This window comes from Streptomyces sp. NPDC053367 (assembly GCF_044545925.1).
Lineage (GTDB): Bacteria > Actinomycetota > Actinomycetes > Streptomycetales > Streptomycetaceae > Streptomyces.
In genome coordinates this window covers 162,579-183,514 of sequence record NZ_JBITYN010000005.1, presented here as the reverse complement: position 1 = coordinate 183,514, position 20,936 = coordinate 162,579, and the positions used below count along the sequence as shown (strand labels likewise).

The window sequence follows — 20,936 nt, the reverse complement described above, 5'->3', positions numbered from 1 at the left end:
AGCCCGATTAATCTAACGGTCGCTACAGAAAAACCGTACAGCACGGCAGCGACATTTCTCTAGCTCGCGCTATAAAATCCACCCCATGGTGAGCAACCCCGGGTCCGCCCCGGCGCCCCGGCCCCGCGGGCGCCCTCGCTCCTTCGACCGTGAGACGGCCCTGGAGAAGGCGATCATGGCCTTCTGGGAGCACGGCTACGAGGCCACGTCCGTCTCCGACCTCACCCGCACCATGGGTATCGGCGCACCCAGCCTCTACGCGGCCTTCGGGGACAAGCGGGCCCTGTTCGCCGAGGTCGTGCAGGAGTACGGCAGGAGCTTCGGCGCCTTCCCCGAGCGGGCCCTCGCCGAGGAGCCCACCGCCCGGGCCGGCGTCGAGCGGGTCCTGCGCGAGGCCGCCGTCGAGTTCACCGCCCCCGGCCGCCCGCACGGCTGCCTCGTCATCCACGCGGCGATCAACTGCACCACCCCCGAGGTCGAGCAGTCCCTGCGGGACCGGCGCAACGCCAACATCGCCGCCATCGAGGACCGCATAAGGGCCGACATCGCCGCGGGGGAGCTGCCCGCCGGCACCGACGCCGCCACCCTCGCCCGCTACACCGGCGCGGTGTTCCAGGGCATGTCCCAACAGGCGCGCGACGGCGCGAGCCGGGAGGAACTGGAGGCGCTCGCCGAAATTGCCATGTCCATCTGGCCCCGTACCTGACCCGGGCGGGTTAGGCTGCCGCCGACAACAAAACACGTTCCTGCGCATGGACACACCGAATGGTCTAGTCCACAATGCCTACAGGAACCGAACACAAAGCCTCCGTCTTCCCCGCACAGGAGGACGGAACGAGGAACCGGCGGCTCTCTGCCCTGACTGCCCCCGGCTCCTCACCTTCGGCCGACGGGACCGCACACCCCCCGGCCGTTGCTGCTCCGGGCTGCGGTGCCGGGAGGGTTGAGGGTCCCTCTCAGGCGCCGCGGCCCGCGGGTGTCCCAGGGGGCGGGAGCCGCACATTTCAGCGCCGTACAAACCCCCAGGTACGCTCGCAGACGTGCCCTCCATGAACGAACTGGTCCGCCAGCACACCGCCCTCGACGACTCCGACCTCGAGTGGCTCCATCTGCTGGTCTCGGAGTGGCAGCTGCTCTCCGACCTGTCCTTCGCCGACCTGGTCCTGTGGGTCCCCACCCGCGACGGCACCCGCTATGTCTCCGTCGCCCAGATGCGGCCCAACACCGGCCCCACCTCCTACCAGGACGACATGGTCGGCCACCTCGTCCCGCGCGGGCGCCGCCCGATGCTGGACGCCGCCCTCGACGAGGGCCGGATCGTGCGCGAGGGCGACCCGGAGTGGCGCGAGGAGGTCCCGGTCAGGGTCGAGTCGATCCCCGTACGACGGGACGGACGGGTCCTCGGCGTCATCGCGCGCAACACCAACCTGCTCACCGTGCGCACCCCGAGCCGACTGGAGCTCACCTACCTCCAGTCGGCCTCCGACCTCGCGCAGATGATCGCGGCCGGCTCCTTCCCCTTCCCCAACCAGCAGGTCGACATGGACGCCTCGCCCCGCGTGGGCGACGGCCTGATCCGGCTCGACGCCGAAGGCATCGTCCAGTACGCCTCCCCGAACGCCCTGTCCGCGTACCACCGGCTCGGCCTCGCCGCCGACCTGGTCGGCCAGGACCTCGGCCAGACCACCGCCGAGCTCGCCCCCACCCGCGGCCCGGTCGACGAGGCGCTCGCCAAGGTCGCCAGCGGCTGGGCCCCGCGCGAGTTCGAGATCGAGTCGGCCGACGGCGTCATCCAGTTCCGGGCCATCCCGCTCAAGCCCAAGGGCACCCGCATCGGCTCACTCGTGCTGCTCCGGGACGTCACCGAACTGCGCCGCCGCGAGCGCGAGTTGATCACCAAGGACGCGACCATCCGGGAGATCCACCACCGGGTGAAGAACAACCTCCAGACGGTCGCCGCGCTGCTGCGCCTCCAGGCCCGCCGCATCGAGTCCGAGCGCGGCCGCGCGGCCCTCGAAGAGGCCGTGCGCCGGGTCGGCTCGATCGCGATCGTGCACGAGACGCTGTCCCAGAACCTGGACGAGCGCGTCGAGTTCGACGAGATCGCCGACCGGGTGCTCGCCATGGTCGCAGAGATCTCGCCCGGCAAGGTCACCGGCCGCCGCACCGGCCGCTTCGGCATCCTGGACGCCGAGGTCGCCACCCCGCTGTCGATGGTCCTCACCGAAGTGCTGCAGAACGCACTGGAACACGGATTCCGCGAGGGCGACACCGGCACGGTCGAGGTCTCGGCGGTCCGCGGCGGCACGACCAAGGAGGCCCGTCTCCTCGTCACCGTGCAGGACGACGGTGTCGGTCTCCCGCCCGGCTTCGACGCGCGCACCGCCGGGAACCTGGGGCTGCAGATCGTACGGACTCTGGTGGAAGGCGAGTTGGGCGGCAGCTTCGACATGGTGCCGGCGCCGGAGCGGGGGTGCCAGGTGATCCTGGACATCCCGGTGCGGGCGCAGAAGTAGCCCGGGCCGGCGCGGGACCGGGCACAGCAAAGAGCCCCGGACCATCCAGTGGTCCGAGGCTCGTGCTCGTTGCTGCTGTTTAGCGCATCGGGGTACTGCGCGCTGCGTGCTCGGGGGGCGGGAGTTGCGTACTCGCTGTACGCGCCGCCGACCTCAGGCTGTCAGCAGGGGTGGGTATGTCAGGCGGAGGCCTGACGGGCCCGGTTGCGGGCGGCGCGGCGCTTCATGGCGCGGCGCTCGTCCTCGCTGAGACCACCCCAGACGCCGGAGTCCTGGCCGGACTCGAGCGCCCACTGCAGACACTGCTCGATCACCGGGCAGCGACGGCAGACGGCCTTGGCTTCCTCGATCTGCAGCAGCGCAGGACCGGTGTTGCCGATGGGGAAGAAGAGCTCGGGGTCTTCCTCGCGGCAAACGGCGTTGTGACGCCAGTCCATGGCTGCTACCTCTCCTTGGTATGACTGTGCAGGGTTGCTTGTGAATGTGAACGCTTTCACGAATCCCTCAACAAGTGAAGGGCCGACCGCCAGGTTCCCTGGCGTGGTCCTTGGTTGGTGAGGGGTTCCGGTGATCTGTGCTAGCCGGTGTTGCGGGCTGTCCCGATCGCCACGTAGAGACTCGCAAACCTCAGCGGCGGATACAACCCCTTCCGGAAAGTTTTTTTTGATTCCTCGGTGTCGACTAGGTCACAGCCGTACTTCCATGGGGTGGATCCTGGCCTAAACGTTCGAGTGAAAGGACTTCAGCCCTTTCTGCTCACACAATCACACGCAGTGCACGGCGTACGCCTGTGAACGTCACGCTGGTGCGCAGCCCCAGGTGGTCACCGTCCATCTGAAGGGGCAGAGGGACCTTCGAATGCAAGGTGAACTCACTCAGATCGTGCAGCGAGACGGCGTGTTTTCCCTGAGGTCCGCGCTCGGGGGACGAAGTGAGCAACTGGGTCGCATACCGGGCAACCGAGGCCGTGGAGAGCCGGCTGAGGCCGAGCACGTCGAGGCCGGTATCGAACGACGCCTTAGGCGACGCGTACACCGGACGATTGCCCAGATAGGTCCACGGGGCGGTGTTGCAGACTATGGACAGCACCAGCTCGGTCACCGGGTCCTGACCCGGCGCCTCCAGCGTGATCGTGCCGTGTCTGCGGTGCGGCTCGCCCAGGAACTGGCGCAGGGCCTGCCGTACGTACAGCGCGTGCGTCGACTTCTTGCCGCGCTCGCGATGCTGTTCGACCCGCCCGACCACGCCCGCGTCGAAGCCGAGTCCGGCGTTGAAGGTGAACCAGCGCGCCGGGACGGCCTCGTCGTCCGTGCCGGGCGTGCCGGAGGTCAGACCCAGGCCGACGGTGCGCTCGCTGCCTTCCCGCAGGGCGTCGAGGAGGGCTCCGGTCGCCTCCACGGCGTCGTTCGGCAGGCCGAGCGCCCGCGCGAAGACATTGGTGGAGCCGCCGGGCACCACCGCGAGGCCGGGCAGGTGCTCCGGGTCGGGCCCGGCGTGCAGCAGTCCATTGACCACCTCGTTGACGGTGCCGTCGCCGCCGAGCGCCACGACCAGGTCGATGTCGTCGCTCTCCGCCGCCTGCCGGCCCAGGTCGCGCGCGTGCCCGCGGTACTCGGTGGTCACCGCCTCCAGCTTCATCTCGCTGGCGAGCGCGTGGATCAGGACATCGCGCGTACGTGCGCTTGTGGTGGTTGCCGCCGGATTGACCACGAGAAGTGCACGCATGCGTTGCACATTACCTACTGGGCGGTACCGATCCCAGACCGAGGCGGGGATCAGATCAGACAAACGGGCGTGAACATCGACACGAGCGCCCGCCCCGCACAGCCCCGGACCGGGTGAGGCGGCCCGCTCTGCCGGCCCTCCGGGCCTGCCCCGCCTTGCCGCTCCGCCCCGAAGCCCTGCGGCTACCCTTCTGGTGTGAGCAGTGAGCAGAGCCCCAGCACCCCGGATGTCACCGGACCCCGCCCCCGTCGGCTGACGTACGCCGCCGTACTCGCCTCGCTGGAGGGGTTCGCGCTGGTGGTCGGGGGCGTCTGGATCCTCGTCCTCGGGCTGACCGGCGGCCCCGACGACCGGCAGCAGGCCGTCACCGGCGGGATCACCCTGGTCGTGCTGGCGCTGCTGCCGCTGCTCGCCGCGCGCGGTCTGCTCGGGCGGCGCGGCTGGAGCCGGGGACCCGCGATCATCACGCAGGTCATCGCGCTGCCGGTCGCCTACAACCTGCTGACGTCCGACGGCCCGGCCATCCCGGCCGGCATGGCGCTCGCGGCCGTCGCGGTGACGGCGCTGGTGCTCCTCGTGAACGCCGAGACGACCGAGGCGCTGGGCATCCGCGGCCCGGGCCGCGCCGAGTAGCGGGAAGGGGGCCGCCGCGCAGCCCCCGACGGACCTCGCTCACTCCTCCACGAGGAGCTTCTCCCGCAGCTGGGCCAGGGTGCGGGCCAGCAGGCGCGAGACGTGCATCTGGGAGATGCCGACCTCCTGCGCGATCTGCGACTGGGTCATGTTGCCGAAGAAGCGCAGCAGCAGGATCCGCTTCTCGCGCGGCGGCAGATCCTCCAGCAGCGGCTTGAGGGACTCGCGGTACTCGACGCCCTCCAGCGCCTCGTCCTCCGCGCCGAGCGTGTCGGCGACCGCCGGGGACTCGTCGTCGGTGTCGGGGACGTCCAGCGACAGCGTGGAGTAGGCGTTCGCCGACTCCAGGCCCTCCAGGACCTCCTCCTCCGAGATCGCCAGCTTCTCGGCGAGCTCGTGCACCGTGGGGGAGCGGCCGTGCAGCTGGGACAGCTCGGCCGTGGCCGTCGTCAGCGACAGCCGCAGCTCCTGCAGCCTGCGCGGCACGCGGACCGCCCAGCCCTTGTCGCGGAAGTGCCGCTTGATCTCACCGACGACCGTCGGGGTGGCGTACGTCGAGAACTCCACGCCGCGGTCCGGGTCGAACCGGTCGACCGACTTGATCAGGCCGATGGTGGCGACCTGCGTGAGGTCGTCGAGCGGCTCGCCACGGTTGCGGAAGCGGCGCGCGAGGTGCTCGACCAGCGGCAGATGCATCCGGACGAGCCGGTTGCGCAGCTCCGCGTACTCGGGGCTGCCGTCCTCGAGCGTGCGCAGCTCCAGGAACAGCGCGCGGGCCCCGCTGCGGTCCTGCGGGTCATGGTGCGCGCGGCCCGTGCCGGTGCCCGCCGTGGCCGCCGTGCCGGTGGTGGCCGGGGCAACCGGGGCAACCGGGGTGACCGCTGCGCCGCCCGGCGCGTCGTCCTCGGAATATCGCTCGTGCTCGCTCATCGTCCCGCCCGTCGCCCTTCCCCGAGCCTTGGCCTCTCGGACCGGGCGGACCCCGTCGTGCCCTGCCGGAGGCGCGCCCTCGCCGGCGCCGGCCGCCCGGGCACCGGCGCCGCCGGCCCCCTGGGCCGCCGTGGTGCCGTCCCCGCCCTGCCGTCCCGCGCGCGGGACGGCGGTCTCCGGGGAGTCCTCCGGATGCGGCCGGGCCTGCTCGGGGATGCCGTCGATGCCGTCAGCCGTGCGCCGCGAACCGCCCGGAGTGGACCGGCCGGCCTGACCGGCCCGGCCGGGGTTCCCGGCCCCGGACGAGAAGGGGCTGCCCCCGTCCTCGGCCCGCAGCTCCTGTGTGCCGCGCTCTTCGTCCCGCACCGGCCCGTCCCCGTTCTTCACGCCGGCCCGGGTCCCGCGCCGCGCTGTTTGTAGAGGCTGATCGAAACGGTCCTGTCCTCGTCCACCGCTGAGGAGACCTTGCCCGCGAGGGCGGACAGGACGGTCCAGGCGAAGGTGTCCCGCGAGGGGGCGTGGCCGTCCGTGGTCGGCGCCGAGACGGTGACCTCGAGTGAGTCGTCGACGAGCCGGAAGACGCAGCTGAGGACGGAGCCGGGCACGGCCTGCTGGAGCAGGATCGCGCAGGCCTCGTCGACCGCGATGCGCAGGTCCTCGATCTCGTCGAGGGTGAAGTCCAAACGGGCCGCGAGACCGGCCGTGGCCGTCCGCAGCACCGACAGGTAGGCACCCGCAGCCGGCAGCCGGACTTCCACGAAGTCCTGGGTAGCGGGCTCGCCTGCGATCTGGGACACCCTCACCTCCAAGGTGGTACAAGCTGTTCGGAGCCGGGGTCGCCCCCCGGGGTAACGCGATGTGTGGTACAGCGGTGACGCTATCGCGCTCTCGACCGTACTGTCCCCGGGACCCCAACCCCCTGGCGTCACTCACAGTAAACCTGCGGACACGCTCCGTGTCTAGGGGTTCTGCGGGCCCAAATGGGAAGAGCGCGCGCCGGGTTGACGTACCCAGACGTCAGAGAGTCGAACCGTCCCCGTCCAGGGTCACACGAGAAGCGTCCGTGGTCACACGAGTACGTGGTCCACGAAGCACCAGCGCCAGTCCTCCCCCGGCTCGAAAGTGCGCATGACGGGATGTCCCGACTCCTTGTAATGACTGGTGGCGTGCCGCCCCTGCGAGGAGTCGCAGCAGCCGACATGACCGCAGGTGAGGCACAGTCGCAGCTGCACGGGGTGCGTGCCGGCCGCTTCGCACTCCTGACAGGTCTCCGTCAGAGGGGCCGGCAGGGGGTGCGGCAGCTCGTCCACGTGCGTGCACTGTTTCATGATTGCCAGGTTACGACGGGCGTGCGCATGACCGCGCGGAAAAAGGGTGGGCGAGACATGGACGTGATGCCGCTGTTGTTGCTGGTTGCGGGGAGCGCCGCGGTCGCGGGCGCCGCGCGGCGCACTCCCGTGCCGGCGCCGCTGCTGCTGGTGGCCGCCGGACTTGCGCTGTCGTACGCCCCGGGAGTCCCCGACTACCACCTCGACCCGCATGTGGTACTGCCGCTGGTGCTGCCGCCGCTGCTGTACACCGCCGCCGTCGACAGCTCCTACCTCGATCTGCGCGCCCAACTGCGGCCCGTCGCCCTGCTGTCGGTCGGCTACGTGCTCTTCGCGACCTTCGCGGTCGGCTGGGCGGCGTACCTGCTCGTCCCCGACCTGCCGCTGACCGCGGCGCTGGTGCTGGGCGCGGTCGTCGCGCCGCCTGACGCCGTCGCGGCCACCGCGATCGCCCGCCGGGTGGGCCTGCCGTCCCGGATCACGACCATCCTCCAGGGCGAGTCGCTGGTGAACGACGCCACCGCGATCACCGCCTACCGGGTGGCCGTCGCGGCCGCCGTCGGCGAGGGCGCGAGCTGGGCCGGCGGCATCGGCGAGTTCCTGCTCGCGGCGATCGGCGGCATCGGCATCGGCCTGCTGCTGATGGTGCCGATCCACTGGCTGCGCACCCATCTGAAGGAGGCGCTGCTGCAGAACACCCTGTCGCTGCTCATCCCGTTCGTCGCCTACGGCGTCGCCGAGCAGGTCCACGCCTCCGGCGTCCTCGCCGTCGTGGTCGTCGCGCTCTACCTCGGACACCGCGCGTGGGAGGTCGACTTCGCCACCCGCCTCCAGGAGGAGGCGGTGTGGAAGATGGTCGCCTTCGTCCTGGAGTCGTCGGTGTTCGCGCTGATCGGCCTGCAGCTCCCGGTCGTCCTGCGGGGACTCGGGGAGTACGAGGGTGTCGACGCGGCCTGGTACGCGGTGGTGCTGTTCCTCGTCGTGGTGGTGACCCGGTTCGTCTGGGTGTACCCGGCGACCTTCCTGCCCCGGATGCTGTCCGCGCGGATCCGCAAACGCGAGGACAACCCCACCTGGAAGGGCGCGTTCGTCATCTCCTGGGCCGGCATGCGGGGCGTGGTCTCGCTGGCCATCGCCTTCTCCATCCCGGTCACCATGGAGGGCGACGCGCCCTTCCCCGGCCGCAACCTGATCCTCTTCCTCACCTTCACGACCGTCATCGGCACCCTCGTCGTCCAGGGCCTGAGCCTGCCCGCGCTGATCCACGTGCTGAAGCTGCCCGGCCGCGACCAGCAGGCCGAGACCCTCGCCGAGGCCAACGCCCAGGCGCAGGCCTCCCGCGCCGCCGAGCAGCGCCTCGACGAACTGCTCTCCGACGAGCGCAACGCCCTGCCGGGGCCGCTCGCCGACCGGCTGCGCACCGTACTGGAGCGCCGCCGCAACTCCGTCTGGGAACGCCTCGGCCAGCCCAACCCGATCACCGGCGAGACCACCGACGACACCTACCGCCGGCTCTCCCGCGAGATGATCGGCGCCGAGCGCGAGGTCTTCGTCAAGCTCCGTGACATGCGCTACATCGACGACGAGATGCTCCGCACCCTGCTGCGCCGCCTGGACCTGGAGGAGGCGGCGGCCTACCGCGAGACGGCGTAGCCGGCCCGGCGGGGCACCGGCTCACACGGTGAAGGGCGCTCCGGTGACGACCGCCGCGACGGCCGTGCCGCGCGCGAAGACCCCCTCCTCGGTCAGCGTCAGCAGCCCGTGGAGCAGCTTGGCGACGTACAGGCGCTCCACGGGCAGCCCGTGCCGGTCCTCGAAGTCGTCGGCGAACGCGTGCAGCGCGGGGGTCGTACGGGCGTAGCCGCCGCAGTGGAAGCGGTCGTCGAGGGACCAGTCGCCGCGCGGCCCGCCGAACGTCCGCTGCTGAAGGGTGCGTATGTCCTGCGCCAGGAAGCCGCCCTTCAGCACCGGGACCCCGACGGCCCGCTGCCCGGGGTCCAGGCCCGCCGCCAGGCCGGCCAGGGTGCCGCCGGTGCCGCAGGCGACGGCCACGACGTCCGCGTGGCCGCGCAGCTCCTCGCCGAGTGCCGTGCAGCCGCGCACCGCGGCCGCGTTGCTGCCGCCCTCGGGGACGACCCGCGCGTCCTCGGCGCCCGCCGCGCGCAGGATCGCCGCCAGCGTCTCCGGCTCGGTCTTGCGGCGGTACGTCGACCGGTCGACGAAGTGCAGGCGCATGCCGTCGGCGGCGCAGCGGGCGAGCGAGGGGTTCAGGGGGCGGTCGGCCAGTTCGTCGCCGCGGACCACGCCGACCGTGGGCACGCCCAGCAGGCGCCCCGCGGCGGCCGTGGCCCGCAGGTGGTTGGAGTAGGCGCCGCCGAAGGTGACCAGGGGGCGGCCGGCCGCCGCCTCCAGGTTGGGCGCCAGCTTGCGCCACTTGTTTCCGATCAGCTCCGGGTGGATCAGGTCGTCGCGCTTGAGCAGCAGCCGTACGCCGTGACGGGCGAACCGGTCGTCCGCGACCTCCTGCAGCGGCGAGGGCAGGCGGGGCCGGAGCGCGGCGTCGAGGCTGGTCACGCACCCATTGTCGAACACCCGGCCGCGTCCTTCTGGGCGCGCGGAAAACGGGATCCCTGTATCTGCCCAGAGCCGCCGTGATCCATTCCCGCTCTTTCGTGTAATGGCACCGATACGGTGCGTGATGGAAGGCTTTCCCGTGAGATCGGTGCCCACGCAGATCGCTGTCGGGCAGGACCGGGAGGGCAGTTCCTTATGTCGGTAGGCGAAGAGGTCCGCACGGAGCAGGACAAGCCGCAGCAGAGTCTCGGCACCGCGGCTGCGCGGAACCTGGCCACCACCACCAAGTCCGTTCCGCAGATGCAGGAGATCAGCTCCCGCTGGCTGCTGCGCACCCTGCCGTGGGTGGAGGTGCAGGGCGGCACGTACCGCGTCAACCGGCGGCTCACCTACGCCGTCGGGGACGGCCGGGTCACCTTCGTGAAGACCGGCGACCGGGTGGAGGTCATCCCGGCCGAACTGTGCGAACTGCCCGCCCTGCGGTCGTACGAGGACGACGAGGTCCTCGCGGAGCTGGCCCAGCGGTGCCGGCAGCGCGAGTACGCGCCCGGTGAGGTCATCGCCTCCTTCGGCAGCCCGACCGACGAGGTGTACCTGCTGGCGCACGGCCGCGCCGAGAAGGTCGGCGAGGGCCCCTACGGTGACGACGCGGTGATCGGTGTCCTCGCCGACGGCGCCTACTTCGGCGAGGCCGCGCTGCTGGACGCGGACGCGATCTGGGAGAACACCGTCCGCGCGGTCACCTCGTGCACCGTGCTGATCCTGTCCCGCCAGGACGTCGAGCAGATCGCCGAGCGCGCGGACACCCTGCGCGAGCACCTCCAGGAGCAGCGCAGCATCCCGCCGCAGCGCACCAACAAGTACGGCGAGAAGGCCGTCGACCTCGCCGCGGGCCACTCCGGGGAACCCGACATCCCGCACACGTTCGTCGACTACGAGGCCAGGCCGCGCGAGTACGAGCTGAGCATCGCCCAGACCGTGCTGCGCATCCACTCGCGCGTGGCCGACCTCTACAACCAGCCGATGAACCAGACCGAGCAGCAGCTGCGGCTCACCGTCGAGGCGTTGAAGGAGCGCCAGGAGCACGAGCTGGTCAACAACCGCGAGTTCGGTCTGCTGCACAACTGCGAGTACGACCAGCGGATCCAGCCGCACGACGGCGTGCCCAGCCCCGACGACATGGACGAGCTGCTCAGCAGGCGCCGCGGGACCAAGCTGTTCCTCGCCCACCCGCGCGCGATCGCCGCGTTCGGGCGCGAGCTCAACAAGCGGGGGCTGGTGCCGGAGACGATCGACATCGGCGGCAACCGCATCCCCACCTGGCGCGGTGTGCCGATCTACCCCTGCAACAAGATCCCGGTCACCGAGGCCCGCACCACCTCGATCATCGCCATGCGTACCGGTGAGCAGGACCAGGGCGTGATCGGCCTGCGCCAGTCCGGCATCCCGGACGAGATCGAGCCGAGCCTGTCGGTGCGGTTCATGGGCATCAACGAACAGGCGGTCATCAAGTACCTGGTGACGGCCTACTACTCCGCCGCGGTCCTGGTGCCCGACGCCCTCGGCGTGCTGGAGAACGTCGAGATCGGCCGCTGGCGGTGACCCTTCCCGGTCCGTCGGCACCGTGCGTCCGCCTCTCGGGGCGGGCGCACCCGCGTACCCGCCCGGTCTCCGGCAGGGGGCCCGCGTGCCCGAGTTCATGACGGATTCCGGACAGCGGATCGGCGGCGCCCGGCGGGGCGGTCAGGCCCGGGGGGCCATCGGCAGCCAGGCGACGGGCGGTGACGGCGGGGCCGCTCCACTCGGCGCGGACGGCGTCGACGGCGGCGGCAGCGGCGCCCGGCGGGGCACCGAGGAGGGCTCCCTCCCCTCGGAGCCGGCTGACGGGTATGGGCCCGGGCCGGCTGACGGTCCTGAGTCCGGGTCCGCTGACGGGCAGGAGCCCGGCCCGGCCGGCAGGCATGAGCCCGAGCCGGCTGACGCGTCCGGATCCGGCCCGGCTGACGCGTCCGGATCCGGCCCGGCTGACGGGCAGGAGGCCGCGGCGATTCTCGAGGAGGTCCGGCAGGCGGTCGATCCGGCTCTGCGTTCCGCCCTCGGCTCGCTGCCCGGAGCGATGCGCCGGGTCGCGCTCTACCACTTCGGCTGGGAGCACGCGGACGGTACGCCGGCCGCGGGCGACTCCGGCAAGGCGATCCGCCCGGCGCTGGTGCTGACCGCGGCCGCGGCGCTCGGCGGGCCCGCGGCGCGGGCCGCGGCCGTGCGGGCGGCGGCGGCCGTGGAGCTCGTCCACAACTTCACGCTGCTGCACGACGACGTGATGGACCACGACACCACCCGGCGGCACCGGCCCACCGCCTGGACCGTGTTCGGCAGCGCCGACGCGATCCTCGCGGGGGACGCCATGCAGGCCCTCGCCCTGCGGCTGCTCGCCCAGGACCCGCACCCCGCGTCCGCGAGGGCCCTCGCCCGGCTCGCGGCGTGCGTCGTCGAGCTGCGCGAGGGCCAGCAGGTGGACACGGCCATGGAGCGGCGCGCCCCCGCCGAGGTCGGCCTCGGCGAGGTGCTCGCCATGGCGGAGGCCAAGACGGGGGCGCTGCTGGGCTGCGCGTGCGCGGTGGGCGCGCTGTACGCGGGGGCCGCCGAGGAGGACGTCGAGGCGCTGGACGCGTTCGGCCGGGAGGCGGGGCTCGCCTTCCAGCTCATCGACGACGTCATCGGCATCTGGGGCGACCCGGGGCACACCGGCAAGCCGGCCGGCGCGGACCTCGCCGTACGCAAGAAGTCGCTGCCGGTCGTCGCCGCGCTGACCTCCGGTACGACGGCCGCGGCCGAGCTGGCGGCGCTCTACGAACTCCCTTACGCCGAGGGGGACCTGGAGCGCACCGCCCTCGCGGTGGAGCGGGCCGGCGGACGTGACTGGGCCCAGGCCCAGGCGGCCGACCACATGTCCCGGGCCATGTCCGAGCTGGCCCGCGCCGTCCCCGACCCGGAGACGGCGGGTGGCCTCCTGTCCCTCGCCGAGTTCGTCACCCGCCGCACGAGCTAGGGCCTGTCTGACCATTCCCGCCTGCGCCGCGACGCCTGGCGCGCGCTCGCCGCGTTGCCGAACCGCCCACGTGGCTCCGCCACCAGGGCGCTCCGCCGCCTTGCGATCACACGCGCCGGACGCCGCGGCGCCCGCCCTTCGGGCGGACGACGGGAATTGCCGGACACGCCCTGGGACCCTGCCCGCTCGGCCCCGATCGCCCGCCGCCCGGCTCGGCCGTGGTCGTCGCACACCCCCGCCGCTAGGCTCAACCTCCGTACGATCATGGTCGGTTGAGAGGTGTCGCGGCATGGGTGTGGGCATACGGGTGGCTGGGGAGGGCGACCGGGAGGCGGTCGTGGAGCTGCTGGACCGGGCGTTCCAGGACGACCCGGTCAGCGGCTGGGTGTTTCCCGGTGAGGCCTATCGGCGGGCGACGCACCACCGGCTGATGGGGGCCTTCACCGACATCGTGCTCGCCGACGGGTGGATCGACCTCACCGAGGACGGCGCGGCGTGTGCGCTGTGGCTGTCCGTGCCGGCGGGGGCTCATGAGGAGGACGGCGAAGAGGACGGGTTCGCGCAACTGCGGGAGGCCGTCGACCCGGAGAACGAACGCGTCGAGCTCATCGGGCGGCTGACCGCGGGCGTGCACCCTTCGGGCCGCGCCCACGCCTACCTCTGGATGATCGGCGTGGACCCGGCCCAGCAGGGGCGCGGGCTGGGCACGGCCCTGGTCGAGCACGTCCTGGAACGCTGCGACCGCGACGGGCGGCCCGCCTATCTGGAGGCGAGCAACGCCCGCAGCCGCGCGTTGTACGAGCGCCTGGGCTTCGAGGTTCTCGGAGACCCGCTGACGCTGCCCGACGGGCCCCGGATGTGGCCCATGTGGCGGGAGCCGCGAAGAACCCGTGCGTGAAAACCCGTTGAACCACTCCAAGTGAAGTACTACAACTGGAGCGGTCGGGTACGCACCACTGCGGCAACCGACGAGAAGAGACCCGCTTGCGCAAGCTCACCTACCTCATCGCCTGCTCCATCGACGGCTTCATCGGAGACCCGTCCGGCGACGCATCGGCGATGACGGCCCTCCTCGACGAGGAGTTCATCGGCTACCTCGCCGCCGAGCGCCCCGACACCCTGCCCACCCCGGCCCGCGAGGCCCTGGGCGTGGCCGACCGGCCCCTCGAGCGGTTCGACACGGTCATCCAGGGCCGCGGCAGCTACGACGTCGGCCTCAAACAGGGCCTGACCAGCCCATACGGCCATCTGCGCGAGTACGTCGCCTCGCGCAGCCTGGCGGAGTCGCCCGACCCGAACGTCGAGATCGTCTCCGGTGACATCGTCGCGAAGGTCCGGGAACTCAAGGCGGAGGACAGCGAGTTCGACATCTACCTGTGCGGCGGTGCGACGGTCGCGGGTGGACTGCTCGACGAGATCGACGAGCTGATCATCAAGACGTACCCGCTCGTCTACGGCAGCGGCATGCCGATGTTCGCCACCGGGGTGTCCCTCACGCACTTCACGCTCGACTCGGTGCGCACCTTCGGCAGCGGGGCGCTGGTGCGGACGTACAGCAGGAAGCGCTGAGCCCCCGCCCGCCCTACCCTGAAGGCATGGACAGCGCAGATCCGGTCTGTCCCGTCTGCGGACAGCCCGTCGAAACGGTCGTCCGGCGCCACAAGACGCTGGGCGCGTGGGTTCCCAAGTGGGAGCCCGGTCCCTGCCGGAACCCGGAGTGCGCGGCGTACCACGCGGAAGGCGCCGAGCGTCCGCACGGACCCGGCACCGACCCCGTGCAGGAACCCGAGCCGCGGACCGGGCAGCCGGCCCCGGAGAATTCCTGAACCGCCGTACGCGCGCATCCGCAGGAGCGGGCGGGCGGCCGGCGGGCCGCGCGCGGCGCCCGCGGGCCGGCGCCCGCGGGCCGGCGCCCGCGGGCCGGCGGCCGCGGGCCGGCGGCTGCGAAGACCGCCGGTCTGCCCGAGCTGCCCTGTCCGCGGCAGCGGGTGCCACGGCTGAACGGCTAGCGTGGGCGTATGCCCGAACAGCCGTTCATCCTTCACCTCACCGAGCGCTCGCTGTGGGACGCGGCCCGCGAGCGCGGCACCTACGAGATGTCCACACGCGGCCGCACGCTGCGGGAGGAGGGCTTCGTCCACTGCTCGACCCGTGAGCAGCTCCCGCGCGTCGCCGCCTTCCTCTACGGCTCCTACGACGGCCCCGACGAGCTGGTCGTCCTGGTGATCGACCCGGCCCGGCTGCGCTCGCCGCTGAAGTACGAGGCACCCGAGCCCGGCGCCGAGGAGTTCCCGCACGTGTACGGGCCCGTCCCGGTGGACGCCGTGGTCGACGTGGAACCCTGGGGATGAGCCGGCCCTGGCGGCGGGCCGTGCTGTGCTGGGCGGTCCTGGTCGTCGTCGCGGGCGGGCTCACCCTGTGGCTCCAGGACTCGGCGCAGCCGCCGCCGGACGCCCGCTGGGAGGAGTACCGCACCCCGGCGGCCGTGCCGGGCGACTACACCTGCCCCACGCAGGAGGCCGAGTACCTGGTCTGCGCCTACGCCACCCTCGGCGGCTAGTGCCGGACCGCGACAGCTCCTAGCGCCCCGGCAGCGCGCCCGTCTCCGGGTCGCGGCCGGTCAGGCAGTACGTGCCGCCGGCCGGGTCGCGCATCACCGTCCAGTGGCCGCCGCGGGCCACGAGCTCCGCGCCGAGCCGCTCGTGCCGCGCGCGGGTCGCGTCGATGTCCGCGCAGGCGAGGTCGAGGTGGGCGGAGGCGGGCCGCTCGGTGCCCAGGCGCTGCAGCAGCAGCCGTACGGGCAGCCCGTGCGGCGGCTTGAGCACATGGAACTCCGGCCGCGAGCCGGGCAGCGACTGCCAGTCGGCCAACAAACCGCTCCAGAAAGCGACTTCGCCCTCGTACGCGGAGGGCGGGACGTCCAGGGCGAGCTGGTCGAGGCGGCTGCCGTGCGCCACGGGCGGCCGGACCGCCTCGCCCTGCCAGGGCACCGCGCAGAACAACTGCCCGGCGGGGGAGCGCAGTACGGCCCAGTCGCCGTGGTCGGCGACCGGTTCGGCGCCCAGCCCGCGGGCCCGGACGACGAACCCGGTGACGTCGTCGACGGCGAAGTCCGGATGAGCGCCGCCCGGGCCGTCGGCGACGCCCTGCACCTTCACACACGGGTCGGCGCCCTCCGGCAGCAGCGTGGTGAACTCCCCGCTCCCGCCCCGCAGTCCGGACAGCCGGGTGCCCGTCACCGCGGTCCAGAACGCGCACGCCTCCTCGAAGCGCGCGGCGGGCCGGTCGGCGAAGGCGTACGTCCAGCGGATGCTCATGCCGGTGATCGTAGGCGCGAAGTCCCCCCGCACCCCGGCAATTTCAGTCCGCGGGCCGTTCCATGAAGCGCAGCATGTTGCCCGCCGGGTCACGGAACGCGCAGTCGCGCACGCCGTACGGCATGTCCATGGGCTCCTGGATCACGTCCGCGCCCGCCTCGCGCACCCGCTCGAACAGGGCGTCGCAGTCGGCGGTGGTGAAGTTGACCCCCCGCAACAGGCCCTTGGCCAGCAGGTTGGCCATCGCCTCCTTGTCGGCGGGGGAGGCGTCGGGGTCGGCGGCCGGGGGCTCCAGGACGATCTCCACGTCCGGCTGTGCCGGTGAGCTGAGCGTCAGCCAGCGCATGCCCTCGTACTCGACGTCGTTCCTGACCACGAGACCGAGGACGTCCCGGTAGAAGATCAGTGCCTTGTCGTGGTCGTCGACGGAGATGAAACACTGCCTGAGTCTGAGGTCCATGCCCCTCACGCTAGGGCGGCCCGCCCTGTGACGCACGGCGTGGGCGGGTGTACTTGCGGGCGAAGCACGGCGGGATCACCGCGCTGTCCTCGTGCGAGCGCGCCCGGTACGCGCTCGGGGTCTCGCCGACCAGCTGTGTGAAGCGGGCGCTGAAGGAGCCCAGCGAGGTGCAGCCCACCGCCATGCACACCTCGGTCACGCTCAGGTCGCCCCGCCGCAGCAGCACCTTGGCCCGCTCGACCCGGCGCGTCATCAGGTACCCGTACGGTGTCTCGCCGTACGCCTCGCGGAAGCTGCGCTGGAAGTGGCCGGGCGACATCAGCGCGGTCGCCGCGAGCGCCCCGACGTCCAGCGGCTCGGCGTACTCGCGGTCCATGCGGTCCCGCGCCTTCCGCAGCCGGACCAGGTCGTCCCTGTTCACGCCCTCAGCATGGCACGCTCGGGCGGCTCCCCGGCGTGCTCGGCGTCCCAGCGGGTGCGGGCCTCCGCGATGGGCCGGGGTGTGCGCGCGAAACGACGCAGGGGCCCGACCGATGCCTCGGCCGGGCCCCTGCGCCCGTGCGATCGACCCGCGGTGGTGCACCGACCGCCGGTCGGGAGGGGGTCGCCCTCGTCAGGCCTTCTTGGTCTCCCAGAAGATCTTGTCGATCTGGGCGATGTAGTCCAGGGCCTTCTGGCCGGTCGCCGGGTCGGTGGACGCCTTGGCGGCCGACAGGGCCTTCAGGGTGTCGTTGACCAGCTGGTGCAGCTCCGGGTACTTCTCGAAGTGCGGGGGCTTGAAGTAGTCGCTCCAGAGCACCGAGACGTGGTGCTTGGCGAGCTCGGCACGCTGCTCCTTGATGACCGTGGCACGCGCCTGGAAGTGCGGGTCGTCGTTGCCGGCCATCTTCTCCTGGACGGCCTTCACCGACTCCGCCTCGATGCGGGCCTGGGCCGGGTCGTACACACCGCAGGGCAGGTCGCAGTGCGCGCTGACCTTGACCGTGGGGGCAAACAGGCGGGAAAGCATGGAGCGTTCCTTCCTCGTGATCGTCTTCTCAGGTGGGACATTACTCCCTGCGGGTCGGGTTTTCGCGAGTGCCCCCATGGGCTTAGGACAAAAGTCCAGGGTCAGACTGGGACTGGTGGAGGAAGAACCGGGGAGGTGCCGGGTGATGCCGGAGCTGTCGCAGGACACCGAGCGCGGGGGCGCGCTGCTGCCGTTCGGGCTGGCCGAGGTGACCGGGCCGTCGATGGTGCCCACGCTGTACCACGGCGACCGGCTCGTCGTGCACTACGGCGCCCGGATCAGGCCCGGTGACGTGGTCGTCCTGCGCCACCCCTTCCAGCAGGACCTGCTGGTCGTCAAGCGGGCCGCCGAGCGCCGCGACGGGGGCTGGTGGGTGCTCGGCGACAACGCCCGGGCGGGCGGGGACAGCACCGACTACGGCGTCGTACCCGAGGAGCTCGTGCTGGCGCGGGCGCGGCTGCGCTTCCGGCCGCGTCCGCCCGGTCAGCGCGGGCCGCTCGCGGTGCTGGGCTGGGCGCTGTCGGCGGTGCGTCCCGTGCTCGCGGTGCGGTCGGCCTCCTGGCGCTTGCGGGCCCGGTAGGCGGCGACGTTCGCGCGGGTGGCGCAGCGGTCGGAGCAGTAGCGCCGGGAGCGGTTGGTGGAGGTGTCGAGGAAGGCGTTGCGGCACGGCGCGGCCTCGCACAGCCCGAGGCGGTCGACGCCGTACTCGGTGAGGTGGAAGGCCAGGCCCATCGCGGCGATGGCGGCGTAACCCGCGGTCGCGTTGGAGGGGTGGTCGGCCAGGTGCATGTGCCACAGGGGGCGGCCGTCGTCGTCGCGGTGGTCGTGGCCGGAGATCTGCGGGCTGACCGGGAACTCCAGCAGCAGTGAGTTCAGCAGGTCCACGGCGAGCGTCTCGTCGCCCTGGTCGGCGGCCTCGAAGACGGACCGCAGCCGGGAGCGGACCGAGCGGAAGCGTGTCACGTCGGCCTCCGTGGCGCGCCGGGCCGCCGACTGGTTGCCGCCGAACAGCTCGCGGACGGCCTCGACGGAGGTCAGGGTGTCCGTGCCCCGGGCCGGCTCCTCGCTGTTGACGAGACGTACGGCGTAGTCGGAGTAATAGGCCAGTTCCACTTGTAGTCCTTACGGAGGCGATCTATCGTCGTGGCGTGCGGTCGGTAACAGCTGATCGTGCATCCAGGGTATTACGGGACAAGCGTGGACGGAGGGCGTCGATGACGGACACCACCACCGGCTTCACCGCGGCCGGGGCCGACTGGCAGGCCTGGCAGCGCAGCTGGGACCGGCAGCAGGAGTGGTACATGCCCGACCGCGAGGAGCGCTTCCGCATCATGCTCGACATGGTGGAGGCCCTCGTCGGTTCCACCCCGCGCGTCCTCGACCTCGCCTGCGGCACCGGCACCATCACCGCGCGACTCCTCGCCCGCCTCCCCGGCGCCACCAGCACCGGCGTCGATCTCGACCCCGCCCTCCTCACCATCGCCGAGGGCACCTTCGCCGGCGACGACCGGGTCACCCTCGTCACCGCCGACCTCAAGGACCCCGACTGGACGGCGAAACTCCCCCACGACTCCTACGACGCCGTCCTGACCGCCACCGCCCTGCACTGGCTCCACCGCGAGCCGCTCGCGGCCCTGTACGGCCAGGTCGCTGGGCTCGTCCGGGACGGCGGTGTCTTCATGAACGCCGACCACATGATCGACGACACCACCCCGCGGATCAACGCCGCCGAGCGCGCCCTGCGCCACGCCCGCATGGACCGGGCCAAGGCCGGCGGCGCCCTCGACTGGACCGACTGGTGGCAGCTCGCCGCCCAGGACCCCGTCCTCGCCGGGCCCACCGCCCGCCGCTTCGAGATCTACGGCGAGCATGCCGACGGCGACACGCCCTCCGCCGCCTGGCACACCCGCGTCCTGCGCGAGCGGGGCTTCGGCGAGGTGCGGCCCGTGTGGTGCTCGCCTTCGGACACGCTGCTGCTCGCGCTGAAGTAGACCCGCCGTACGACGGGACGGAGGCGGTACGACGAACTCGTACCGCCTCTTCCGCGTCCTGGCGCGCCCCCCACCGCACTGAAGGAGTGGGACGGCCCGTATCCGGTGGGCCGGGAGAGGGGAAGCGATGACGCGGGGCGCGGACGCGGCGCTGCACGCCTTCGTCGACGGCAGACGCACGGCACTGTTCCGCAGCGCCTACCTGCTGTGCGGCAACCGCGACGAGGCCGAGGACCTCGTGCAGACCACGCTGGTCAAGGTTGTCCTCGGCGCGCGCAGGCACGGGCGGCTGGACCATCTGGAGGCCTATGCGCGCAGGACGCTCGTCAACACCTTCATCTCGGCGCGCCGCCGCTTCTGGCGGCGCGAGCAGGCGTACGGCGAACTGCCCGACATCCCCGGGCACAGCGCCGACCGCGACACCGGGCTGATGGTGCGGGCCGCTCTCGCGGGACTCGCGCCCAAGCAGCGGGCGGTGCTGGTGCTGCGCTACTGGGAGGACCTCAGTGTCGCCGCCACCGCCGAGCTGCTGGGGATGCGGGAGAGCACGGTCAAGAGCCACACGGCGAGGGGACTGGCGGCCCTCAGGGCCGCGGTGCGGGAGGAACACGTATGAACGAGACAGAGACAGAGGAAGTGCGCTCCCTGCTCGGACGGGCCGTCGACGGCGTGCCCGCACCGGCCGGGCGCGGCGCCGAGGCCGTCTTCACCCGCGCCGCGCGCTTGCGACGGCGTCGGCGGGCCGCGGTGACCGGAGCGGTCGCGGCCGTGCTGGCCGGGGGAGTCCTGCTCGGGTCGGGCGCGTTGGCCGGGGGCGGGCAGGGGGCGCCGGTCGCCGCCTCGCCCACCGGCGGCGGCCTCGGCACGGGCGCCGACGGTTTCGCGAAGCTGCTGCCCGAGGACGTGGGCGACCTCCACGAGGTGTCGCTGATGCGCCTGATCAAGCAGGCCCCGGACGCGCAGCTGCCCGAGGACGTGGGGCCGTACGACGGTGACTACGCGGTCGAGCGCGACGGCGGGGTCGGCTACCTCACCGTACGGGCGTACGGGCCGAAGGAGGCCGAGCTCAAAGGGACGCTCCAGGACCCCTGCGCGCTCGCCGACGAGGACACCGGGATGACGGACTGCACGACCGAGAAGCTGCCCGACGGGGCCCGGCTCTCGCTGTGGGAATGGACGTACGCCGACGACGGAGGGCAGCCGCGGTGGGGGCCCGAGCTCGCGGCCAGCCTGCGGCTGGCGGACGGCACCGTGCTGCGCCTGCGGGACAGCACCGGTTTCCTCGGCCAGGGCTCCGAGGGGCCGCTGCTGAAGGACGTGCCCCTGGACCGGGAGCAGCTGCGCGCACTCGCGCTGAAGCCGGAGCTGCTGCCGTAGGGGACATGCCGGAGGGGCGGTACGGGG

General features: G+C 72.3%; 26 protein-coding genes. 15 read left to right on the top strand and 11 right to left on the bottom strand.

Features of this window, described 5'->3' with window-relative positions:
• The first annotated feature begins 85 nt into the window (after positions 1-85).
• On the top strand, positions 86-706 hold the full coding sequence (locus ACIGXJ_RS16240) for a TetR/AcrR family transcriptional regulator (protein ID WP_399645192.1): 621 nt from the start codon (positions 86-88) through the stop codon (positions 704-706).
• A gap of 334 nt (positions 707-1,040) precedes the next feature.
• Complete coding sequence (locus tag ACIGXJ_RS16235; protein WP_399645190.1) at positions 1,041-2,516, top strand: PAS domain-containing sensor histidine kinase; 1,476 nt, start codon at positions 1,041-1,043, stop codon at positions 2,514-2,516.
• A 179-nt stretch (positions 2,517-2,695) separates the two neighbouring features.
• Here ACIGXJ_RS16235 and ACIGXJ_RS16230 read toward each other — a convergent pair whose 3' ends face one another.
• Together ACIGXJ_RS16230 and ACIGXJ_RS16225 are read right to left on the bottom strand one after the other, a co-directional pair.
• Entirely contained in the window at positions 2,696-2,953 is a 258-nt protein-coding gene (locus ACIGXJ_RS16230) for a WhiB family transcriptional regulator (RefSeq protein WP_003992873.1), read from the bottom strand.
• 319 nt (positions 2,954-3,272) lie between these two features.
• On the bottom strand, positions 3,273-4,241 hold the full coding sequence (locus tag ACIGXJ_RS16225) for a diacylglycerol/lipid kinase family protein (protein WP_399645972.1): 969 nt from the start codon (positions 4,239-4,241) through the stop codon (positions 3,273-3,275).
• Between the two features lie 195 nt (positions 4,242-4,436).
• Here ACIGXJ_RS16225 and ACIGXJ_RS16220 point away from each other — a divergent pair, with 195 nt between their 5' ends.
• Positions 4,437-4,874: a hypothetical protein gene (locus ACIGXJ_RS16220; RefSeq protein ID WP_399645188.1), complete on the top strand. Its 438-nt coding sequence runs from the start codon at positions 4,437-4,439 to the stop codon at positions 4,872-4,874.
• A 39-nt stretch (positions 4,875-4,913) separates the two neighbouring features.
• Here ACIGXJ_RS16220 and ACIGXJ_RS16215 read toward each other — a convergent pair whose 3' ends face one another.
• The 3 genes from ACIGXJ_RS16215 to ACIGXJ_RS16205 all read right to left on the bottom strand — a co-directional run bounded on the left by ACIGXJ_RS16215 (position 4,914) and on the right by ACIGXJ_RS16205 (position 7,132).
• Positions 4,914-6,170 (bottom strand): RNA polymerase sigma factor SigF, encoded by a 1,257-nt coding sequence (locus ACIGXJ_RS16215; RefSeq protein ID WP_399645970.1) that lies wholly within the window; start codon positions 6,168-6,170, stop codon positions 4,914-4,916.
• Positions 6,171-6,187: 17 nt separating this feature from the next.
• The gene (locus ACIGXJ_RS16210) at positions 6,188-6,601 is read right to left on the bottom strand and encodes an anti-sigma factor (protein WP_006136266.1); all 414 of its coding nucleotides are present in this window, start codon (positions 6,599-6,601) and stop codon (positions 6,188-6,190) included.
• Positions 6,602-6,871: 270 nt separating this feature from the next.
• On the bottom strand, positions 6,872-7,132 hold the full coding sequence (locus tag ACIGXJ_RS16205) for a UBP-type zinc finger domain-containing protein (protein ID WP_399645186.1): 261 nt from the start codon (positions 7,130-7,132) through the stop codon (positions 6,872-6,874).
• Positions 7,133-7,189: 57 nt separating this feature from the next.
• Between ACIGXJ_RS16205 and ACIGXJ_RS16200 the strand changes: the two genes are divergently transcribed.
• Positions 7,190-8,785, top strand: a complete 1,596-nt coding sequence (locus tag ACIGXJ_RS16200; protein WP_399645184.1) for a Na+/H+ antiporter — start codon at positions 7,190-7,192, stop codon at positions 8,783-8,785.
• Between the two features lie 21 nt (positions 8,786-8,806).
• Here the strand turns inward: ACIGXJ_RS16200 and ACIGXJ_RS16195 are convergent, their stop codons facing one another.
• Complete coding sequence (locus ACIGXJ_RS16195; RefSeq protein ID WP_399645182.1) at positions 8,807-9,706, bottom strand: 1-aminocyclopropane-1-carboxylate deaminase/D-cysteine desulfhydrase; 900 nt, start codon at positions 9,704-9,706, stop codon at positions 8,807-8,809.
• 195 nt (positions 9,707-9,901) lie between these two features.
• Between ACIGXJ_RS16195 and ACIGXJ_RS16190 the strand changes: the two genes are divergently transcribed.
• From ACIGXJ_RS16190 to ACIGXJ_RS16160, 7 genes are all read left to right on the top strand, one after another.
• Positions 9,902-11,308, top strand: coding sequence for a family 2B encapsulin nanocompartment shell protein (locus ACIGXJ_RS16190; protein ID WP_399645180.1), 1,407 nt, complete (start codon positions 9,902-9,904; stop codon positions 11,306-11,308).
• Between the two features lie 97 nt (positions 11,309-11,405).
• Positions 11,406-12,755 carry a family 2 encapsulin nanocompartment cargo protein polyprenyl transferase gene (locus ACIGXJ_RS16185; RefSeq protein WP_399645968.1) on the top strand — a complete coding sequence of 450 codons (1,350 nt, stop codon included), beginning with the start codon at positions 11,406-11,408 and terminating at the stop codon, positions 12,753-12,755.
• 289 nt (positions 12,756-13,044) lie between these two features.
• Positions 13,045-13,653 (top strand): GNAT family N-acetyltransferase, encoded by a 609-nt coding sequence (locus tag ACIGXJ_RS16180; protein WP_399645178.1) that lies wholly within the window; start codon positions 13,045-13,047, stop codon positions 13,651-13,653.
• Positions 13,654-13,739: 86 nt separating this feature from the next.
• Positions 13,740-14,324 carry a dihydrofolate reductase family protein gene (locus ACIGXJ_RS16175; protein ID WP_399645176.1) on the top strand — a complete coding sequence of 195 codons (585 nt, stop codon included), beginning with the start codon at positions 13,740-13,742 and terminating at the stop codon, positions 14,322-14,324.
• A 26-nt stretch (positions 14,325-14,350) separates the two neighbouring features.
• Positions 14,351-14,581 (top strand): hypothetical protein, encoded by a 231-nt coding sequence (locus ACIGXJ_RS16170; protein ID WP_399645174.1) that lies wholly within the window; start codon positions 14,351-14,353, stop codon positions 14,579-14,581.
• A 192-nt stretch (positions 14,582-14,773) separates the two neighbouring features.
• Positions 14,774-15,106: a DUF952 domain-containing protein gene (locus tag ACIGXJ_RS16165; RefSeq protein WP_399645172.1), complete on the top strand. Its 333-nt coding sequence runs from the start codon at positions 14,774-14,776 to the stop codon at positions 15,104-15,106.
• Positions 15,103-15,315, top strand: a complete 213-nt coding sequence (locus tag ACIGXJ_RS16160; protein WP_399645170.1) for a hypothetical protein — start codon at positions 15,103-15,105, stop codon at positions 15,313-15,315. Before ACIGXJ_RS16165 ends, ACIGXJ_RS16160 begins: the two co-directional genes overlap by 4 nt.
• 19 nt (positions 15,316-15,334) lie before the next feature.
• Here the strand turns inward: ACIGXJ_RS16160 and ACIGXJ_RS16155 are convergent, their stop codons facing one another.
• The 4 genes from ACIGXJ_RS16155 to sodN all read right to left on the bottom strand — a co-directional run bounded on the left by ACIGXJ_RS16155 (position 15,335) and on the right by sodN (position 17,541).
• On the bottom strand, positions 15,335-16,072 hold the full coding sequence (locus ACIGXJ_RS16155) for a VOC family protein (RefSeq protein WP_399645168.1): 738 nt from the start codon (positions 16,070-16,072) through the stop codon (positions 15,335-15,337).
• A 43-nt stretch (positions 16,073-16,115) separates the two neighbouring features.
• Positions 16,116-16,532, bottom strand: a complete 417-nt coding sequence (locus tag ACIGXJ_RS16150; protein ID WP_399645166.1) for a VOC family protein — start codon at positions 16,530-16,532, stop codon at positions 16,116-16,118.
• 10 nt (positions 16,533-16,542) lie between these two features.
• The gene (locus ACIGXJ_RS16145) at positions 16,543-16,953 is read right to left on the bottom strand and encodes a helix-turn-helix transcriptional regulator (protein WP_399645164.1); all 411 of its coding nucleotides are present in this window, start codon (positions 16,951-16,953) and stop codon (positions 16,543-16,545) included.
• Between the two features lie 192 nt (positions 16,954-17,145).
• Positions 17,146-17,541 (bottom strand): superoxide dismutase, Ni, encoded by a 396-nt coding sequence (sodN, locus tag ACIGXJ_RS16140; protein ID WP_020942188.1) that lies wholly within the window; start codon positions 17,539-17,541, stop codon positions 17,146-17,148.
• A 145-nt stretch (positions 17,542-17,686) separates the two neighbouring features.
• Here sodN and sodX point away from each other — a divergent pair, with 145 nt between their 5' ends.
• On the top strand, positions 17,687-18,121 hold the full coding sequence (sodX, locus tag ACIGXJ_RS16135; protein WP_399645162.1) for a nickel-type superoxide dismutase maturation protease: 435 nt from the start codon (positions 17,687-17,689) through the stop codon (positions 18,119-18,121).
• Here sodX and ACIGXJ_RS16130 read toward each other — a convergent pair.
• Entirely contained in the window at positions 18,025-18,654 is a 630-nt protein-coding gene (locus tag ACIGXJ_RS16130; protein ID WP_399645160.1) for a CGNR zinc finger domain-containing protein, read from the bottom strand. The two genes, sodX and ACIGXJ_RS16130, sit on opposite strands and share 97 nt — an antisense overlap.
• Before the next feature lie 101 nt (positions 18,655-18,755).
• Here ACIGXJ_RS16130 and ACIGXJ_RS16125 point away from each other — a divergent pair, with 101 nt between their 5' ends.
• From ACIGXJ_RS16125 to ACIGXJ_RS16115, 3 genes are all read left to right on the top strand, one after another.
• Positions 18,756-19,532, top strand: coding sequence for a class I SAM-dependent methyltransferase (locus ACIGXJ_RS16125; protein ID WP_399645158.1), 777 nt, complete (start codon positions 18,756-18,758; stop codon positions 19,530-19,532).
• 127 nt (positions 19,533-19,659) lie between these two features.
• Positions 19,660-20,148 (top strand): SigE family RNA polymerase sigma factor, encoded by a 489-nt coding sequence (locus ACIGXJ_RS16120; protein ID WP_399645156.1) that lies wholly within the window; start codon positions 19,660-19,662, stop codon positions 20,146-20,148.
• Positions 20,145-20,909: a hypothetical protein gene (locus ACIGXJ_RS16115; protein WP_399645154.1), complete on the top strand. Its 765-nt coding sequence runs from the start codon at positions 20,145-20,147 to the stop codon at positions 20,907-20,909. The genes ACIGXJ_RS16120 and ACIGXJ_RS16115 overlap by 4 nt, the downstream gene beginning before the upstream one ends.
• Positions 20,910-20,936: the final 27 nt, after the last annotated feature.

Coding starts and splice junctions, on each gene's coding strand:
- ACIGXJ_RS16240 (WP_399645192.1), top strand. CDS start 86: ATGGTGAGCAACCCCGGGTCCGCCCCGGCGCCCCGGCCCCGCGGGCGC.
- ACIGXJ_RS16230 (WP_003992873.1), bottom strand. CDS start 2,953: ATGGACTGGCGTCACAACGCCGTTTGCCGCGAGGAAGACCCCGAGCTC.
- ACIGXJ_RS16225 (WP_399645972.1), bottom strand. CDS start 4,241: ATGCGTGCACTTCTCGTGGTCAATCCGGCGGCAACCACCACAAGCGCA.
- ACIGXJ_RS16205 (WP_399645186.1), bottom strand. CDS start 7,132: ATGAAACAGTGCACGCACGTGGACGAGCTGCCGCACCCCCTGCCGGCC.
- ACIGXJ_RS16200 (WP_399645184.1), top strand. CDS start 7,190: ATGGACGTGATGCCGCTGTTGTTGCTGGTTGCGGGGAGCGCCGCGGTC.
- ACIGXJ_RS16190 (WP_399645180.1), top strand. CDS start 9,902: ATGTCGGTAGGCGAAGAGGTCCGCACGGAGCAGGACAAGCCGCAGCAG.
- ACIGXJ_RS16185 (WP_399645968.1), top strand. CDS start 11,406: ATGACGGATTCCGGACAGCGGATCGGCGGCGCCCGGCGGGGCGGTCAG.
- ACIGXJ_RS16180 (WP_399645178.1), top strand. CDS start 13,045: ATGGGTGTGGGCATACGGGTGGCTGGGGAGGGCGACCGGGAGGCGGTC.
- ACIGXJ_RS16170 (WP_399645174.1), top strand. CDS start 14,351: ATGGACAGCGCAGATCCGGTCTGTCCCGTCTGCGGACAGCCCGTCGAA.
- ACIGXJ_RS16165 (WP_399645172.1), top strand. CDS start 14,774: ATGCCCGAACAGCCGTTCATCCTTCACCTCACCGAGCGCTCGCTGTGG.
- ACIGXJ_RS16160 (WP_399645170.1), top strand. CDS start 15,103: ATGAGCCGGCCCTGGCGGCGGGCCGTGCTGTGCTGGGCGGTCCTGGTC.
- ACIGXJ_RS16155 (WP_399645168.1), bottom strand. CDS start 16,072: ATGAGCATCCGCTGGACGTACGCCTTCGCCGACCGGCCCGCCGCGCGC.
- ACIGXJ_RS16150 (WP_399645166.1), bottom strand. CDS start 16,532: ATGGACCTCAGACTCAGGCAGTGTTTCATCTCCGTCGACGACCACGAC.
- sodN (WP_020942188.1), bottom strand. CDS start 17,541: ATGCTTTCCCGCCTGTTTGCCCCCACGGTCAAGGTCAGCGCGCACTGC.
- sodX (WP_399645162.1), top strand. CDS start 17,687: ATGCCGGAGCTGTCGCAGGACACCGAGCGCGGGGGCGCGCTGCTGCCG.
- ACIGXJ_RS16125 (WP_399645158.1), top strand. CDS start 18,756: ATGACGGACACCACCACCGGCTTCACCGCGGCCGGGGCCGACTGGCAG.
- ACIGXJ_RS16120 (WP_399645156.1), top strand. CDS start 19,660: ATGACGCGGGGCGCGGACGCGGCGCTGCACGCCTTCGTCGACGGCAGA.
- ACIGXJ_RS16115 (WP_399645154.1), top strand. CDS start 20,145: ATGAACGAGACAGAGACAGAGGAAGTGCGCTCCCTGCTCGGACGGGCC.